This window comes from Pseudomonas sp. DCB_AW (assembly GCF_026240895.1).
Lineage (GTDB): Bacteria > Pseudomonadota > Gammaproteobacteria > Pseudomonadales > Pseudomonadaceae > Aquipseudomonas > Aquipseudomonas kermanshahensis.
Genome location: NZ_JAPFCE010000048.1, coordinates 1 through 14,904 on the forward strand (window position 1 = coordinate 1; position 14,904 = coordinate 14,904).

General features: G+C 60.3%; 14 protein-coding genes. 6 read left to right on the forward strand and 8 right to left on the reverse strand.

Annotated elements, in window-relative coordinates; genetic code table 11:
- Window positions 1–596 precede the first annotated feature (596 nt).
- Window positions 597–2,036 (reverse strand): cardiolipin synthase, encoded by a 1,440-nt coding sequence (gene cls / locus OO306_RS20870; protein WP_265969804.1) that lies wholly within the window; start codon window positions 2,034–2,036, stop codon window positions 597–599.
- Between the two features lie 131 nt (window positions 2,037–2,167).
- Between cls and OO306_RS20875 the strand changes: the two genes are divergently transcribed.
- Window positions 2,168–2,695: a DUF3617 domain-containing protein gene (locus tag OO306_RS20875; RefSeq protein WP_099430837.1), complete on the forward strand. Its 528-nt coding sequence runs from the start codon at window positions 2,168–2,170 to the stop codon at window positions 2,693–2,695.
- Here OO306_RS20875 and folE2 read toward each other — a convergent pair.
- Together folE2 and OO306_RS20885 are read right to left on the reverse strand one after the other, a co-directional pair.
- Window positions 2,679–3,584 (reverse strand): GTP cyclohydrolase FolE2, encoded by a 906-nt coding sequence (gene folE2 / locus OO306_RS20880; protein WP_265969805.1) that lies wholly within the window; start codon window positions 3,582–3,584, stop codon window positions 2,679–2,681. The genes OO306_RS20875 and folE2 overlap by 17 nt on opposite strands.
- Window positions 3,585–3,605: 21 nt before the next feature.
- Window positions 3,606–3,986 (reverse strand): glutamine synthetase, encoded by a 381-nt coding sequence (locus OO306_RS20885; RefSeq protein WP_186679328.1) that lies wholly within the window; start codon window positions 3,984–3,986, stop codon window positions 3,606–3,608.
- A 115-nt stretch (window positions 3,987–4,101) separates the two neighbouring features.
- Between OO306_RS20885 and zigA the strand changes: the two genes are divergently transcribed.
- Genes zigA through OO306_RS20900 form a run of 3 tightly spaced genes read left to right on the forward strand, consistent with a single transcriptional unit; the run spans window position 4,102 to window position 6,945 of the window.
- A complete protein-coding gene (zigA, locus tag OO306_RS20890) occupies window positions 4,102–5,310 on the forward strand; it encodes a zinc metallochaperone GTPase ZigA (protein ID WP_265969806.1) in 1,209 nt (402 codons plus the stop codon).
- Complete coding sequence (locus OO306_RS20895) at window positions 5,307–5,933, forward strand: DUF1826 domain-containing protein (RefSeq protein ID WP_265969807.1); 627 nt, start codon at window positions 5,307–5,309, stop codon at window positions 5,931–5,933. The genes zigA and OO306_RS20895 overlap by 4 nt, the downstream gene beginning before the upstream one ends.
- 40 nt (window positions 5,934–5,973) lie before the next feature.
- The gene (locus OO306_RS20900) at window positions 5,974–6,945 is read left to right on the forward strand and encodes a GTP-binding protein (RefSeq protein WP_265969808.1); all 972 of its coding nucleotides are present in this window, start codon (window positions 5,974–5,976) and stop codon (window positions 6,943–6,945) included.
- Here OO306_RS20900 and OO306_RS20905 read toward each other — a convergent pair whose 3' ends face one another.
- A complete protein-coding gene (locus OO306_RS20905) occupies window positions 6,946–7,335 on the reverse strand; it encodes a DUF3301 domain-containing protein (protein ID WP_027592093.1) in 390 nt (129 codons plus the stop codon).
- A gap of 120 nt (window positions 7,336–7,455) precedes the next feature.
- On the opposite strand from OO306_RS20905, the gene pdxY reads away from it, so the two are divergent.
- Window positions 7,456–8,328, forward strand: a complete 873-nt coding sequence (pdxY, locus tag OO306_RS20910; protein ID WP_265969809.1) for a pyridoxal kinase PdxY — start codon at window positions 7,456–7,458, stop codon at window positions 8,326–8,328.
- Here the strand turns inward: pdxY and OO306_RS20915 are convergent.
- Complete coding sequence (locus OO306_RS20915) at window positions 8,325–8,810, reverse strand: acyl-CoA thioesterase (protein ID WP_027592095.1); 486 nt, start codon at window positions 8,808–8,810, stop codon at window positions 8,325–8,327. The two genes, pdxY and OO306_RS20915, sit on opposite strands and share 4 nt — an antisense overlap.
- Before the next feature lie 323 nt (window positions 8,811–9,133).
- Between OO306_RS20915 and OO306_RS20920 the strand changes: the two genes are divergently transcribed.
- Window positions 9,134–10,894 carry a cation:proton antiporter gene (locus tag OO306_RS20920; RefSeq protein ID WP_099430831.1) on the forward strand — a complete coding sequence of 587 codons (1,761 nt, stop codon included), beginning with the start codon at window positions 9,134–9,136 and terminating at the stop codon, window positions 10,892–10,894.
- 268 nt (window positions 10,895–11,162) lie between these two features.
- Here OO306_RS20920 and OO306_RS20925 read toward each other — a convergent pair whose 3' ends face one another.
- The 3 genes from OO306_RS20925 to uvrD all read right to left on the reverse strand — a co-directional run bounded on the left by OO306_RS20925 (window position 11,163) and on the right by uvrD (window position 14,835).
- On the reverse strand, window positions 11,163–11,570 hold the full coding sequence (locus tag OO306_RS20925) for an SMI1/KNR4 family protein (RefSeq protein ID WP_099455749.1): 408 nt from the start codon (window positions 11,568–11,570) through the stop codon (window positions 11,163–11,165).
- A 113-nt stretch (window positions 11,571–11,683) separates the two neighbouring features.
- Window positions 11,684–12,538, reverse strand: a complete 855-nt coding sequence (locus OO306_RS20930; protein ID WP_027592098.1) for a Tim44 domain-containing protein — start codon at window positions 12,536–12,538, stop codon at window positions 11,684–11,686.
- A 113-nt stretch (window positions 12,539–12,651) separates the two neighbouring features.
- Window positions 12,652–14,835 carry a DNA helicase II gene (gene uvrD / locus OO306_RS20935; RefSeq protein WP_265969810.1) on the reverse strand — a complete coding sequence of 728 codons (2,184 nt, stop codon included), beginning with the start codon at window positions 14,833–14,835 and terminating at the stop codon, window positions 12,652–12,654.
- Window positions 14,836–14,904: the final 69 nt, after the last annotated feature.

The window sequence follows — 14,904 nt, forward strand, 5'->3', positions numbered from 1 at the left end:
GATTGCGGGTGCCTGCACTGGCCTCTTCGCAGCACAAGGCTGCTCCTACAAAGAATTGAGCTGCGCCCCAGATCTTGGGTACCCGTCCATTATCTGCCGTGATTTCCCGGGCTTGATCAAAGTCACGCAGCACCACGTTCTGGTGCACAAAGCCCGTGCACCAGATCCTGGCTGTGAAGCCCTACGCCGATGGTCGCCATGACCTGCCTTGAACCCGCGAGGACCTTTACCGCTGAACGTCCAACCTTTGTAGGAGCAGCCTTGCGCTGCGAAGAGGCCGGTGCAAGCACCATCGATTGAGGGTGCCTGCACTGGCCTCTTCGCAGCGCAAGGCTGCTCCTACAAAATGAGTAAGCCTGAAACTCAACTCAAAGAATCGGCGAGATCAGCCGGGCTATTGGCATCCCGAGCTGTTGCAACCGATGGGTGCTTCTGGTGCACAAAGCCCGTGCACCAGATCCTGGCTGTGAAGCCGTACGCCGATAGTCGCCATGACCTGCCTTGGACCCGCGAGGATCTTTACCGCTGAACGTCCAACCGACCTCTTCGCAGCGCAAGGCTGCTCCTACAAAGAATGAGTAAGCTTGAAACTCAACTCAAAGAATCGGCGAGATCAACCGGGCTATTCGCATCCCAAGCTGCTGCAGCCGATGGGTATCGAGACTGTCTTCTGGGGTGATTTCCCGGGCTTGATCAAAGTCACGCAGCAGCATCTGTTCGACCTGGTCGGCGAACACGCGATCGACGGTCAGCAAGGTGATTTCGAAGTTCAGGCGGAATGAACGGTTATCCAGGTTCGCACTGCCGATCGCGCTGACCTCGTCATCCACCAGTACCACCTTCTGGTGCAGAAAGCCCGGCAAGTAACGGAACATGCGCACACCGGCACGTACGGCTTCGAAGGCAAACAGGCTGGAGGCCGCGTAGACAATCCGGTGGTCGGGCCGTGACGGAATGAGGATGCGCACATCCACGCCCCGCAGAACCGCCAGACGCAACGCGGCAAAAACGGCCTCGTCCGGGATGAAGTAGGGGCTGGTGATCCACACCCGGCGTGTCGCCGAATGAATCGCTTCGAGGAAGAACAGCGAGCAGGTTTCCTGCGGGTCTGCCGGCCCGCTGGCGAGGGCTTGGCACAGTACGCCGTTCTCTGGGTAGGTATCGGGCAGGATCAACGGCGGCAGCTGGCGCGTCGCCCAGTACCAGTCTTCGGCGAACGACTCCTGCAAACAGGCCAGTACCGGGCCACCGATCTGCACATGGGTATCGCGCCAGGGCGACAGTTGCGGGTGCTCACCCAAGTACTCGTCACCCACGTTGTGCCCGCCGATGAAACCCGTCAGGCCATCCACCACGACGATCTTGCGGTGGTTGCGGAAGTTGACCTGAAAGCGGTTGAACCAACCACGGCGTGTAGCGAAGGCATGAATCTCCACGCCACCTTCACGCAGTACCTGGCTGTAGCTGGCCGGCAAGGCATGGCTGCCGACACGGTCATACAAGACGAAAACCTTCACGCCTTCAGCCGCTTTGCGCAACAGCAACTGCTGCAGTGCCTTGCCCAACGTGTCGTCGTGGATGATGAAGAACTGTACCAGCACCACGTCGCGGGCTTGATGGATGGCGGCGAAGATGGCATCGAAAGTCGCCTTGCCGTCGATCAACAGCTTTACCTGGTTGTTCGCCAGGCAAGGCATGCGCCCAAGTTTGGGCATGGCGCGCAGGGCGGCATAGCTTTCCGACTCGCGGGCGGTGAGGGCCTCTTCTACCCAGGGGCGCCAGTTCAGGTTGGCCATGGCCACGTGCATTTCCTGGTTGGCCTGGCGCCGTGCCTTGATGTAGGCGTAGAAGGAGCGGGCACCGAAGATCAGGTAGGGGATGAGCGTCAGGTAGGGAATGAAGACCAGGGGCATGGCCCAGGCAATCGCACCTTGGGCGGTGCGCACGGTGAACACTGCATGCAGTGCGGCGACGATGCCCAACAGGTGAATCAGGCCGAGCACATAACCGAAGAAGTAGGGGCTGTGGTAATCCATATGCATCCTGCTTGCCGAGTACACTGTGGGTAACAGAACACGTTCCAGGTGCGGCTTGCAACCTGCAGCTGGATTTGGCGTCTAAGCCTCAGCCCGGCCCGTTGGCCGGTTTTTTCCAGGAGCGTTCGTCCATGAAGATTCGTCTGCCACTGTTGGCGTTGGCCCTTGGCCTGAGTAGCCCATTGGTGCATGCACAGATGTTGCAGCCCGGCTTGTGGGAGCTGACCACCAGCAACATGCAGGTCGATGGCAAGCCGTTACCCGACATGGAGTTCATGCTCGGCCAGTTGAAAAACCTGCCGCCAGAGCAGCGCGCCATGATGGAAGGGGTGCTGGCAAAACAGGGTGTGACAGTGGGGGGCAAGGGCGTGCGTTCGTGCCTGACGCAAGAGCAGGTGGCCACCAACGATATCCCGCTGCAAGACCCGAAGTCGGGTTGCACGCAGAAGATTACCGACCGCACCGGTAATGTCTGGAAGTTCCAGTTCAGCTGCCCCAAGGCTCAGGGCACTGGGCAGGCTACCTTCCTCAGTGACAAGGAATTCACCACCCAGGTCAGTGGTACGTTCAACGCATCGGGCGTGCAGCAGCAAGGCAGCATGAACACCCGAGCCGTCTGGTTGGGCAATGATTGTGGCGCGGTCAAACCGCGCACGTGAGGTCCCATTGCCATTGGCTGGTGGCGACTGCGTCGTGGGCATGCAGGCTCTCTGCATGTTCCACGCGCAGCTTGAAGGCCGTGGCCCATTCTATTTGTCGCAACGATTGATGCAGTCGCCGAGCGGCGTCTTCGCAGAACATGAGGTTCTGCCCGTTGGCCAACGCGAACGCCTGTTCGTCCGCGCGCTTAACCGCCGTTTGCACAGCCGTTCCCAAACTAGCCTCAACACGGTCGATCAACTCGGTAATCGGCAGCGCTAGCAAATTACGCTTCAGGCGCACGTGAATTTTTGCGCTACTGCGTTGGCTATGGGGCGTCGCAACGATGCCCTGGCTGCTGCCCAGCCACTCCAGCACGCTGTCTTTATCCAACTGCCCCTGTGCAAAGTCCGCCTGAAACTGCTGCTGAATCAGCTGCCTTGCGAGTGCTGCCGAGCACGGACACGTCGATGAGTAAGGCACAGAAACAAATAGTTCCACGTGGAACACTTCACTTTCGATGCGGGCATCGAGGGTAATCGGATAGCTTTTCCAACCTGCCAATGGGCTGATCAGAGCTGGCCGTTTCAGCAGGTGCTCGAAGGTTAGGCGCAGATAGGCAGCGGAAGAGAGCCCTTCATGGCTGCTCAGAAAATCTGCTAGTAGCTGACGAATCGCTAAGGGAGTGAGTGGTTGATGCTCCAGTGATTCCAATGCCAAGTACAGGCGCGACATGTGGATACCACGTGAGCTGCCGTCCACCAGGCTCACGCCCGCGTCGACAGTGGCAGCGGCTATGCGACCTTCGAATTGCACAGGCACAGCGATCCCGCACATACCTACCCAGTCGAGGGGCAGGGCGTACTGTTGAGCTTGTGCGGCAATATCGGGAAGCGAGAGTTGGGTCATGTGTGATTCCAAACGAAAAGATCAGCGGCAACCGCCAATCAAGCTGCAGTGCAGGTTGAAGCGCTGCCCACTGGAGCTGGACACCCGGTTCAACGTGGTCCAGCCGATACGGCGGCTATAACCCACCCAAGCCTCGCCGTCGCTGGCCAAGCCGGTGTAGAAGGTCAACCCACCATAGCGGCTGTTGGTTTGCGCCCATGAACGGCGGCTCACGTGCTCATAGCCACGCAGATAGAACGTGCTGCCTTCAGTGCGCACACTGTAGTAACTGCCCTTGCCATCCTGGCAGGCCAACAAGGTCGCGCTGCGGGTACACAGTGCCAACGGGTTGCTCTGTGGCATGGCTAGCAGCGTTGCGGGCATGGCCAGCAACAGCATCAGCACAGCGCGTGGCGGCTTCATTTTTCATCTCCGGCGATCACTCTTCCGACGAGAACAGCTTGGCGAAATTGTATTGTTACTTTATAACATTATGCAATGCATCGTTTCGAATGCGTCTGCCTGAAGAGGTTTCGCCATGCCCAACCGTCTCCCCGTTACCGTGCTGTCCGGCTTTCTTGGCGCCGGCAAGAGCACCTTGCTTAACCATGTACTGCGTAACCGCGACAACCTGCGCGTCGCGGTGATCGTCAACGACATGAGTGAAATCAACATCGATGCCAGCGAGGTGCAACGCAACGTCAGCCTGAACCGCGCAGAAGAAAAACTCGTCGAGATGAGCAACGGCTGCATCTGCTGCACGCTGCGCGAAGACCTGCTCGAAGAAGTGGCGCGGTTAGCTGAAGAGGGGCGCTTCGATTATTTGCTGATCGAGTCCACGGGTATATCCGAGCCGCTACCGGTGGCCGAGACGTTCACCTTTCGCGATGAGCAGGGCCGCAGCCTGTCCGACATGGCTCGGCTGGACACCATGGTCACGGTGGTAGATGGCCTCAACTTTATGCGCGACTACCAGGCAGCGGACAGCCTGGCCAGCCGTGGCGAGACCCTGGGTGATGACGATGAGCGTTCGATCAGCGACCTGCTGATCGAGCAGGTCGAGTTCGCCGACGTGTTGCTGTTGAGCAAGATCGACTTGATCAGCCAGCACGAACGTGAAGAGCTTATGGCCATTTTGCGCAGCCTCAACGCCAGGGCGCAGATTGTGCCCATGGTGATGGGCGAGGTACCGCTGGCGCGCATCCTCGACACGGGCCTGTTCGACTTCGACCAGGCCGCACAAGCCCCCGGCTGGCTGCAGGAGTTGCGTGGCGAGCATGTGCCCGAAACCGAAGAGTACGGCATCGCCGCCAGCACCTGGCAAGCGAGGCGCCCACTTCATCCACAACGCTTTTTCGACTTTATCCACAAGCCCTGGAGCAACGGCAGGCTGCTGCGTTCGAAGGGTTTTTTCTGGCTGGCCAGCAAGTATCAGGAGGCCGGTAGCTGGTCCCAGGCGGGGGGCATGATGCGCCATGGCATGGCCGGTCGCTGGTGGCGATTCGTACCGCGTGAACAGTGGCCGCAGGATGTGGATAACGCCGAGGCGATACTGAAATACTGGACTGTGGAGACGGGTGACTGCCGCCAGGAATTGGTGTTCATCGGGCAAAATATCGACTTCGAAAAGTTATCCACAGAGCTTGAAAGCTGCCTGTTGACGGATGCAGAAATGGAATTGGGCCCGATGGGTTGGTTGCGTCTGCCCGATCCATTCGGCCCTTGGCATGAAGAGGCGGCAGCATGAACCTCGCGCGTAGCCCTGTGGATATCTTTCAGGTGTTCGGTGATTCGCCCCAGGTGCTGACCGAGGTTCTGCAGGACGGCGTGAACCTGGCGGTATGGCGTCGGCGCTTGCCGGCCCAGCTGGAGGATTTTGCACAGCTGGTCATCAGCCTCGGCCAACCCTTGGCTGACCAGCGCGTAATCGATGTGGACGAACAGCAGATGCCGGCGTTGACCGGCCTGTTGCGCGAAGCTGCCGACCTGCAAGGCTATGAGAGCTTCGTCGCCGATGTCAGCTGGCTGGTGGCTGCCTATACCTGCCTGTTCGGCGCGCGCCGAGTGGGCCTGCGCCTGCGTGTGCTGCAAGGGCCGATGTGCCCGCGCTTCCATGTGGACCACGTGCCGGTGCGCTTGCTTACCAGCTATGCAGGCGCCGGTAGCGAGTGGCTGAAAGAAGGCGCTGTGGATCGGCGCGAACTACACCAGGCCGTGCCACCTGTGGATAACATTCAGTGCCTACAGGCAGGCGAAGTGGCCGTGCTGAAAGGCGAAAAGTGGCAGGGCAACGAGGGCGCTGGGTTGGTTCATCGCTCCCCCTCCGGGCGCCAGGGGCGCTTGTTGCTCAGCCTTGACTGGCTGGCGTGACGGCGCATAGTGAGGCGAACCTCCAGCCTGAAGCCATGCCATGTTGCAGAACATCCCTACCCACGTGATTGCCGGCCCATTGGGCGCCGGCAAGACCACGCTCATCCGTCATTTGCTGGCCCAACGCCCCGCCGGTGAGCGTTGGGCCGTGTTGATCAATGAGTTCGGCCTGGTGGGGCTCGATGCCGCCTTGCTAAGCCGCGACGAGGACTGCATCGCCATCGGTGAAGTCGCTGGGGGCTGCCTGTGCTGCGTCAATGGCATGCCGTTCCAGGTGGGTTTGGGCCGGCTGTTGCGCAAGGCCCGACCTGATCGATTGTTCATCGAGCCCTCCGGCCTAGGCCATCCGTTGCAGTTGCTCGCTCAACTTCAGCAAGCACCTTGGGTTGGAGTGCTGACAATCCAGCCATTTCTCATGGTTGTAGATGCTCAGAAAATGCTCCGCGACGAGCCGCTTCCAGAGGCTCAACTGCACGCTTTCGAGGCTTCCCAGACAGTGGTTTTCAACAAATCAGAGGCTGTGGATGAATATCATAGGTTGTTGATAACTAAGAGATTTCCACAAAAAGATATTCTTTGGACAAGCCAGGGGATACTGCCCATTTCGCGGCTTCCAATTTCATCCACAGGCGCTATTTCGCCGCCAGATGTGGATAACAAGATTGTCGACAATCTGGGAAATTCGCCTGCAACCCTATGGAATAAGCTCAATGAGCCGATCTGCAGTGCGCAGCAAGGGGAGGGAGGTTGGAGTATTGGCTGGCGCTGGCATCCCAGCCAGCAATTTTATCCACAACGCGTATTAGCGTTTTTGCACGCCTGGCCGTGGCGCCGTGCCAAGGGAGTTATCCACACAGGGCAAGGCTGGCAGTCTTTCAATGGGCTGGATGGGGTGCTGCCGGACTGGCAGCCGAGCGACTGGCGCAGGGATACGCGCATCGAGCTGATTTTTGATCACGCTCAACCGCAGCCGGCCCTGGAGGCCGGCTTGAAGGAATGCCTTATGCGTTGATCAGCGCCAGCGGTTGTGCTCTTGGCGCCACTGCTGCATCTCGATCACATTGTCAGTGCGCGGTGGCGTCTTGATCTCGAACGGGTAGGGCGCCAGTTCGATCTGCACGCTGTGGGCGCCGAACTGGGTGACGGTGCCGGGGTGACGCTGCTCACCCGTCACGGTGAACTCGAAGGCATAGATGCGCGCCAGGCGCTTTTTGCCGTTGGCGTCACGGACAAAGGCGATGCGCTTGAGGGCAACGGCATCGTCGAGCAGTTCGAGGTCGAGCTTGGCGCAATGCTGCTTGACCCGCTCCAAGGCTTTCTCGCGCAACCCATGGTTGTGCCACAACCAAGCGCCTGCCGTGGCGACCAGCATCAGGACGAAGAGATTCTCCAGGGTCAACATTTGCGTATGCTCCAAACAGGTCGAACCAGCTTAACTGCGTCCCTGGCCTGTCGTACAGGTGGCAATCGAGTTCATACTGCGCTGCGCACAATCCTTGAAACAGCTTTGGAAATCTCCCGCATGAAACGTACCCCGCACCTGCTCGCCATCCAGTCACATGTGGTGTTCGGCCACGCCGGCAACAGCGCCGCGGTGTTTCCCATGCAGCGTATTGGGGTCAATGTCTGGCCGCTCAATACCGTGCAGTTTTCCAATCATACTCAGTATGGCCAGTGGGCAGGCGACGTGCTTGCTCCAGCGCAAATTCCTGCGTTGGTGGAAGGCATTTCCAACATCGGCGAGCTGGGCCACTGCGATGCGGTGCTTTCTGGCTACCTGGGCAGTGCCGAACAGGGGCGGGCGATCCTGGCGGGGGTCGAGCGCATCAAGGGCGTGAACCCCAAAGCGCTGTACCTGTGCGACCCGGTCATGGGCCACCCCGAGAAAGGCTGCATCGTGCCGCAGGAAGTGAGCGAGTTTCTGCTTGAAGAAGCGGCCGCCCGGGCCGACATCCTTTGCCCTAATCAGCTGGAGCTGGACAGTTTTTGTGGCCGCCGTGCGCAGTCGTTGGAAGATTGCGTGCAGATGGCGCGCAGCCTGCTCGCGCGCGGGCCGAGAGTGGTGCTGGTCAAGCACCTGGCGTATCCCGGGCGAGCCGAGGACCAGTTCGAGATGCTGTTGGTGACCGTCGAAGACAGCTGGCACCTGCGCCGCCCGCTGCTGGCTTTCCCGCGTCAGCCGGTGGGCGTGGGCGACCTGACGTCCGGCCTGTTCCTGGCCCGTGTGCTGCTTGGCGACACGTGGCTGCAGGCATTCGAGTTCACGGCCTCGGCAGTGCATGAAGTGCTGCTCGAAACCCAGGCCTGTGCCAGCTACGAACTGCAGCTGGTGCGGGCCCAGGATCGTATTGCCCACCCGCGCGTGCGCTTCGAAGCGCAGCGCCTGGCGCTTTAAACGGCGTCGGTCTTGAGGTCCTGGTAGCGTTTTTCCAGCTCCTGGCGGATTTGCCGGCGTTGCTGGCCCTGCAGGAACCGGCGCTTCTCCTCGCTGCTGTGCGGTTGGCGCGGCGGCACCGCTACCGGGCGGCGGTTGTCATCGACCGCCACCATGGTGAAGAAGCAGCTGTTGGAATGGCGTACCGAGCGTTCCCGGATGTTTTCGGTCACCACCTTGATGCCCACCTCCATCGAGGTGTTGCCGGTGTAGTTGACCGATGCGAGGAACGTCACCAGTTCACCCACGTGCACGGGTTCACGGAAGATCACCTGGTCGACCGACAGGGTCACCACGTAGCTGCCGGCGTAGCGGCTTGCACAGGCATAGGCGACTTCGTCCAGGTATTTGAGCAAGGTGCCGCCATGCACGTTGCCGGAGAAGTTGGCCATGTCCGGGGTCATCAGGACGGTCATGCTCAGCTGGGCGTTTCCAGGTTCCATAGTGTGCTCACGGTGAGGTTGCGCTGAATCGGGGCGGGTATCTGCTGACACGTTCTGTTTCCCCTCTTTGAGTTTGCCTGCCTGGTACGGGACGTTGGCTGATGCGCCATGGTCACGCTGATCACGCCATCGGCGGCGGTTTACCTGCCGATCTGTTTCTACATATTGCACCGGCGTTATGCGGCGGGGTGCGATGTTAACCTGAGTACGCCCATGCAACATGGGCTTTCCTGCATTCAATACAGTATGTACTTGCTGCTCGCTCGGTTTGCCTTGGCAGAGGAGCGGTCTGCCCGGGCATTCGATAAAAGGAGTATCGCGCCATGCATGCCATCAGCTTCATCCAGGACCTGGCAGTGATCATGCTGGTTGCCGGGGTGGTCACGATTCTCTTCCACCGCCTCAAGCAACCCGTCGTGTTGGGCTATATCGTCGCCGGCTTCATCATCGGCCCACACACACCGCCGTTTGGCCTGATCCACGATGAAGACACCATCAAGACCCTCGCCGAGCTCGGGGTGATCTTCCTGATGTTCTGCTTGGGGCTCGAGTTCAGCCTGCGCAAGCTGTTCAAGGTCGGCGCCACAGCGTTTATCGCGGCGTTCCTGGAAATCGTGCTCATGATATGGATCGGGTTCGAGATCGGTCGCTGGTTCGGTTGGAACACCATGGATTCGTTGTTCCTCGGCGCAATCCTGGCGATCTCCTCGACCACCATCATCGTCAAGGCGCTCAACGACCTGAAGATGAAGAACGAGCGCTTCGCTCAATTGATATTCGGCGTGCTGATCGTCGAGGATATCCTCGGTATCGGCATCATCGCCTTGCTCTCGGGCATCGCCGTCAGCGGCACGGTCAGCTCTGGCGAGGTGTTTTCCACGGTCGGCAAGCTGTCGCTGTTCATGATTGTCGCGCTGGTCATCGGCATCTTGCTGGTGCCACGGCTGTTGGCCTATGTGGCGAAATTCGAAAGCAACGAGATGTTGCTGATTACCGTGTTGGGCCTGTGTTTCGGGTTCTGCCTGCTGGTGGTGAAGCTGGAATACAGCATGGTCCTGGGCGCCTTCCTGATTGGCGCGATCATGGCCGAGTCGCGCCAACTGCTGAAGATCGAGCAATTGATCGAGCCGGTACGTGACCTGTTCAGCGCCATTTTCTTTGTCGCCATCGGCTTGATGATCGACCCTCAGGTACTGATCGACTACGCCTGGCCGATCGTGGTCATCACCTTGGCGGTAGTACTTGGCAAGATGCTGTCCTGTGGCATGGGGGCGTTTATCGCGGGCAATGATGGCCGCACTTCGTTGCGTGTCGGCATGGGGCTTTCGCAGATCGGCGAGTTCTCGTTCATCATCGCCGCGCTGGGCATGACCCTGCAGGTCACCAGTGATTTCCTTTATCCAGTGGCGGTTGCTGTTTCGGCCATTACCACACTGCTGACGCCTTATCTGATCCGTGCGGCCGACCCCCTGTCATTGAAGCTGGGTAAGGTGGTGCCGAGCCGTCTGGCGCGTGTGCTGTCGCTGTATGGCGAATGGTTGCGCAACATTCAGCCGCAAGGTGAGGGTGCCATGCTGGCAGCCATGATCCGCCGCATCCTGTTGCAGGTTGGCGTTAACCTGGCGCTGGTGATTGCCATCTTCTTCAGCGGTGGTTACTTCGCTGGGCGCATTGGCAACTGGCTCAGTGAGTGGTTCACCGATGTCAGCCAGCAAAAGGCGATGATCTGGGGGGCGGCATTGCTGCTGTCGCTGCCGTTCCTGATTGCGGCCTATCGTAAGCTCAAGGCGCTGTCGATGCTGCTGGCGGAAATGGGCGTTAAGCCTGAAATGGCGGGGCGTCACACCCAGCGTGTGCGGCGTGTGATTGCCGAGGTGATCCCGCTGCTGTCGCTGCTGGTGATCTTCCTGCTGTTGTCGGCACTGTCGGCGAGCATCCTGCCTACCAGTGAACTGCTATTGGTCATTGCGGTGGTGGCGGCAGTGGTGGTGGCTTTGCTGTGGCGTTGGTTTATCCGCGTGCACACGCGCATGCAGATTGCCTTGCTGGAGACGCTGGAAAACAGCCGCGAGAATTCGCACTGAGGAGGTAATGCTCCCTGCGCAAGATTTCACCGTCGTCCGAGGGGATGGAGCGGTAGCGATGTCGCCAGGCGCAGAAAGCCTGGCGATTTTAATCGCATTAATGGCTTTGAGCCATTATTTTTCCTGGCGATATTTCTGATGCTTTTGTAGGAGCGGCCTTGTGTCGCGAAAGGGTCGCGAAGCGGCCCCGGCAATTTATGTCACAACAGAAACCTGGGGCCGCTACGCAGCCCTTTCGCGACACAAGGCCGCTCCTACAAGAGCGTGATCAGCTTTCCAGCCAGACGTCCCGCGCCCAGTGCCAGACCGACTCCCAACTGTCTTCAAGGACGATTTCTTCTTCGGCGTCCCACAGCACGACAGTGCCGTCTTCTTCCACGCAGTAATAGTTATCACCGTCCTGGCAGATCGGGATCAGCTCGCGCGGCACGCCGGCATCCCAGGCATTGGATGCAACATCCGGCAGGTAGGTATGCGACTGCGGGTCGGTGACCGTGACAGGTTCCAGCGAGCCGTAGACCACATCACTGACGGTCAGCAGGAACTCCTTGAACACGAAGGGAATGTTGATGAACAGCTGCTCTTCGATTTCTACCAGCTGATCTTCATCGGGAAGCTCCAAAGGTACCGGTACCGGCTCATTGGCTTCACGGAGTTGTTCGATCACTTCTTCCACGGTTCACTTCCTCTTACCTGATGACAACGCTGCGCGTTATACCCTAGTAGTCCACTGTGGCAAAAGCAAAAACCCCGGGCCAAGGCCCGGGGTTTTTGTAGTGCGCCTGTCGGTTAGCCGTTTTGACGGATACCGGCGACCAGCCAAGGCTGGTTCTCGCCCTGGGCGCGAACCATGTGCCAGCTTTCACTGAACACTTCGCCCTGGTCGAAGCGCGAGGTCTTCGACACGCCACGGAAGGTCAGGGTGGCGTCGGTACGGTCGGCGCGGTCGTCTACACCGTCCAGCTGCACTTCGAGGTTGTCGATGTAGGTAGCCTGGAAGCCATCACCCAACTCGGCACGTTCGCGCTTGAGGAACTCGAGCATCTGCGGCGTGACGAACTCGGCGATCTTGTCCATCTCGTTGGCATCCCAGTGCTGCTGCAGCGACTGGAAGTGGCTTTGCGCGGCAGCCAGGAAGCTCTGCTCGTTGAACCAGGCCGGTGCGTTGATCACCGGAGCGGCTGCAGCGGCAGGTGCGGCCGAACCACCGAAGACCGACGGCTGGGCAGGCTGTGCGTGGGCTTCACGCTGGAACGGCGCATGGCCCGGTGCGGCCATTTGCGGCTGCTGCTGGCGGCGACGCGCGGCAATGAAGCGGAACACCAGGAAGGCGATCAGGCCCATGATCAGGAAGTCCATGATCTGCATGCCCTGGAAGCCGTCACCCATGAACATGGAGGCCAGCAGGCCACCGGCGGCGAGGCCGGCCAGTGGGCCCAGCCAGCGCGAAGCACCGCTGGCGGCAGCCGGTGCACGGCCTGGCGCGGTCGGCGCGGCGGCAGGCGTGGTTGGCGTGGCCTGACGGGTCTGGTGAATAGGCGCGGAGCCCGAGCTCTTGCCGCCGCCGAACCGCTTGGCGTTGGCGTCCAGGCTCAGCGTCAAGCCGACGCAGAGCGCCAGAGCGATGCTAAGAAAACGTTGCATAAGTGGGATATCCCCTGTTGTGGATTGCACGCGCGTCATGGTGCACAGGTTCCCGGGCACATGACCAGCGACATAATGTTTCGAGCTTTTGCCTGAATGTTACAAGGCGGTGCCTACACCGCCTCGAGCTTGGCGTACCCCAGCATCAGCCACTTGCTGCCTTCGGCAAAATTCACCTGCACACGTGCCTGGGCGCCAGAGCCTTCGAAGTTGAGGATAACCCCTTCGCCGAACACCGCATGCTGCACCCGCTGCCCGAGATTGAAGGCGGTCTGCGGAATGTTGGCATTGGCGAACAGGTTGCTGGTGGTGGCCTTCGCCCCGCCGAACGGGCGGCTGACGCTGTTGGACAGGCGCACTTCCTGGACCAGGCCTGCCGGAATCTCGCGTACGAAACGCGACACCTTGTTGTAGGTCTCGCTGCCATACAAGCGACGTGTCTCGGCGTAGGTCATGACCAGCTGGCGCATGGCGCGGGTAATGCCCACGTAGGCCAGGCGACGTTCCTCTTCAAGGCGGCCAGGCTCTTCCAGGCTCATCTTGTGCGGGAACAGGCCTTCTTCCATGCCCACCAGGAACACGTAGGGGAATTCCAGGCCTTTGGCGCTGTGCAAGGTCATCAGCTGAATGCTGTCTTCATGCTCGTCGGCCTGGGTATCGCCCGCTTCGAGCGACGCGTGGCCAAGGAAGGCGGAGAGCGGCGAGAGGTCGGCGTCTTCGTCGCTGGACTCGAAGTTGCGCGCGGCGCTGACCAGTTCCTCAAGGTTTTCTACCCGTGCCTGGCCCTTTTCACCCTTTTCTTCCTGGTGATAGAGGATCAGGCCGGACTGTTCGATGGTGACCTGGGTCATGGTATGCAGTGGCATCTCCACAACTTTGGCGGCCAAGCCCTCGATCAACTCGATGAACGCCCCCAGGGCGCTGGCGGCGCGGCCCTTGAGGGCTTTGGCCGCGATCAATTGGCACATCGCCTCCCACATCGACAGCTGGCTGTGGCGGGCGTGGTCGCGGATGGCTTCAACGGTTTTTTCGCCGATACCGCGCGGTGGCACGTTGATGACCCGCTCCAGCGCTGCATCGTTTCCACGGCCTTCGAGCAGGCGCAGGTAGGCCATGGCGTTCTTGATTTCGGCACGTTCGAAGAAGCGCTGGCCGCCGTAGATGCGGTACGGAATGCGTTCGCGCAGCAGGGCTTCTTCCAGTACCCGCGACTGGGCGTTGGAGCGGTACAGAATGGCGATTTCGTTGCGCGCATTGCCTTGCTTGATCAGGCTCTCGATGGTTTCCACCACGTAGCGCGCTTCATCGTGTTCGTTGTAGGCCGCGTACAGGGTCAGCGGTTCGCCTTCGCCCATGTCGGTCCACAGCTCTTTGCCCAGGCGCCCGCTGTTGTTGGCGATCAAGGCGTTGGCTGCCTTGAGGATGCCGCCGGTGGAGCGGTAGTTCTGCTCCAGGCGGATCATCTCGGCGTCGGGGAAGTCGGCTGTGTACTGGTGAATGTTTTCGATCTTGGCGCCGCGCCAGCCGTAAATTGACTGGTCGTCGTCACCCACCGCCATCAGGCTGTCGCCACCGCGCGCAAGCAGGCGCAACCAGGCGTACTGCACGGCGTTGGTGTCCTGGAACTCGTCCACCAGCACATGGCGGAAGCGCCGCTGGTAATGCTCCAGCAGGCCAGGGTGATCGCGCCACAGGTCCAGGGCACGCAGCAGCAGCTCGGAGAAGTCGATGACCCCGGCGCGCTCACAGGCCTGTTCGTAGGCGGTGTAGACGTCGCGCATGGTCGACAGGAACAGGTCACCGCCGGGCTGGATATGCTGCGGGCGCAGGCCTTCGTCTTTCTGCCCGTTGATGAACCACTGCGCCTGGCGTGCTGGCCACTTCTGCTCATCGAGGCCAAGTTCGCGCATCACCCGCTTGACCAGGCGCTGCTGGTCATCGCTGTCGAGAATCTGGAAGTTCTGCACCAGCCGGGCTTCCTGCCAGTGCGCGCGCAGCAGACGATGGGCCAGGCCGTGGAACGTGCCCACCCACATGCCCGCCGGGTTTATCCCCAGCAACTGCTCGATCCGCTGGCGCATTTCTGCCGCGGCCTTGTTGGTGAAGGTCACCGACAAGATCGAGTGCGGCGAGGCCTGCTCGACCTGGATCAGCCAGGCGATGCGGTGCACCAGCACGCGGGTTTTACCGGAACCGGCGCCGGCAAGCACCAGTTGACGCCCGAGCGAGGCGGCTACGGCCTGGCGTTGGGCGTCATTGAGGGAGTTCAGCAGGAGGGAGAGGTCATCTGTGCGCATCGGGCCATTCTAGGGCGAGGCAAGGGATGGGGCAAACGTCTACTGTATAAATGTTCACCCTGCAGGCCC

Excerpts from the sequence above, each read along its gene's own strand:
- cls (WP_265969804.1), bottom strand. The coding sequence starts at position 2,036 with ATGGATTACCACAGCCCCTACTTCTTCGGTTATGTGCTCGGCCTGATT.
- OO306_RS20920 (WP_099430831.1), top strand. The coding sequence starts at position 9,134 with ATGCATGCCATCAGCTTCATCCAGGACCTGGCAGTGATCATGCTGGTT.
- OO306_RS20875 (WP_099430837.1), top strand. The coding sequence starts at position 2,168 with ATGAAGATTCGTCTGCCACTGTTGGCGTTGGCCCTTGGCCTGAGTAGC.
- OO306_RS20900 (WP_265969808.1), top strand. The coding sequence starts at position 5,974 with ATGTTGCAGAACATCCCTACCCACGTGATTGCCGGCCCATTGGGCGCC.
- OO306_RS20930 (WP_027592098.1), bottom strand. The coding sequence starts at position 12,538 with ATGCAACGTTTTCTTAGCATCGCTCTGGCGCTCTGCGTCGGCTTGACG.
- OO306_RS20905 (WP_027592093.1), bottom strand. The coding sequence starts at position 7,335 with ATGTTGACCCTGGAGAATCTCTTCGTCCTGATGCTGGTCGCCACGGCA.
- OO306_RS20895 (WP_265969807.1), top strand. The coding sequence starts at position 5,307 with ATGAACCTCGCGCGTAGCCCTGTGGATATCTTTCAGGTGTTCGGTGAT.
- folE2 (WP_265969805.1), bottom strand. The coding sequence starts at position 3,584 with ATGACCCAACTCTCGCTTCCCGATATTGCCGCACAAGCTCAACAGTAC.
- pdxY (WP_265969809.1), top strand. The coding sequence starts at position 7,456 with ATGAAACGTACCCCGCACCTGCTCGCCATCCAGTCACATGTGGTGTTC.
- OO306_RS20885 (WP_186679328.1), bottom strand. The coding sequence starts at position 3,986 with ATGAAGCCGCCACGCGCTGTGCTGATGCTGTTGCTGGCCATGCCCGCA.
- uvrD (WP_265969810.1), bottom strand. The coding sequence starts at position 14,835 with ATGCGCACAGATGACCTCTCCCTCCTGCTGAACTCCCTCAATGACGCC.
- zigA (WP_265969806.1), top strand. The coding sequence starts at position 4,102 with ATGCCCAACCGTCTCCCCGTTACCGTGCTGTCCGGCTTTCTTGGCGCC.
- OO306_RS20915 (WP_027592095.1), bottom strand. The coding sequence starts at position 8,810 with ATGGAACCTGGAAACGCCCAGCTGAGCATGACCGTCCTGATGACCCCG.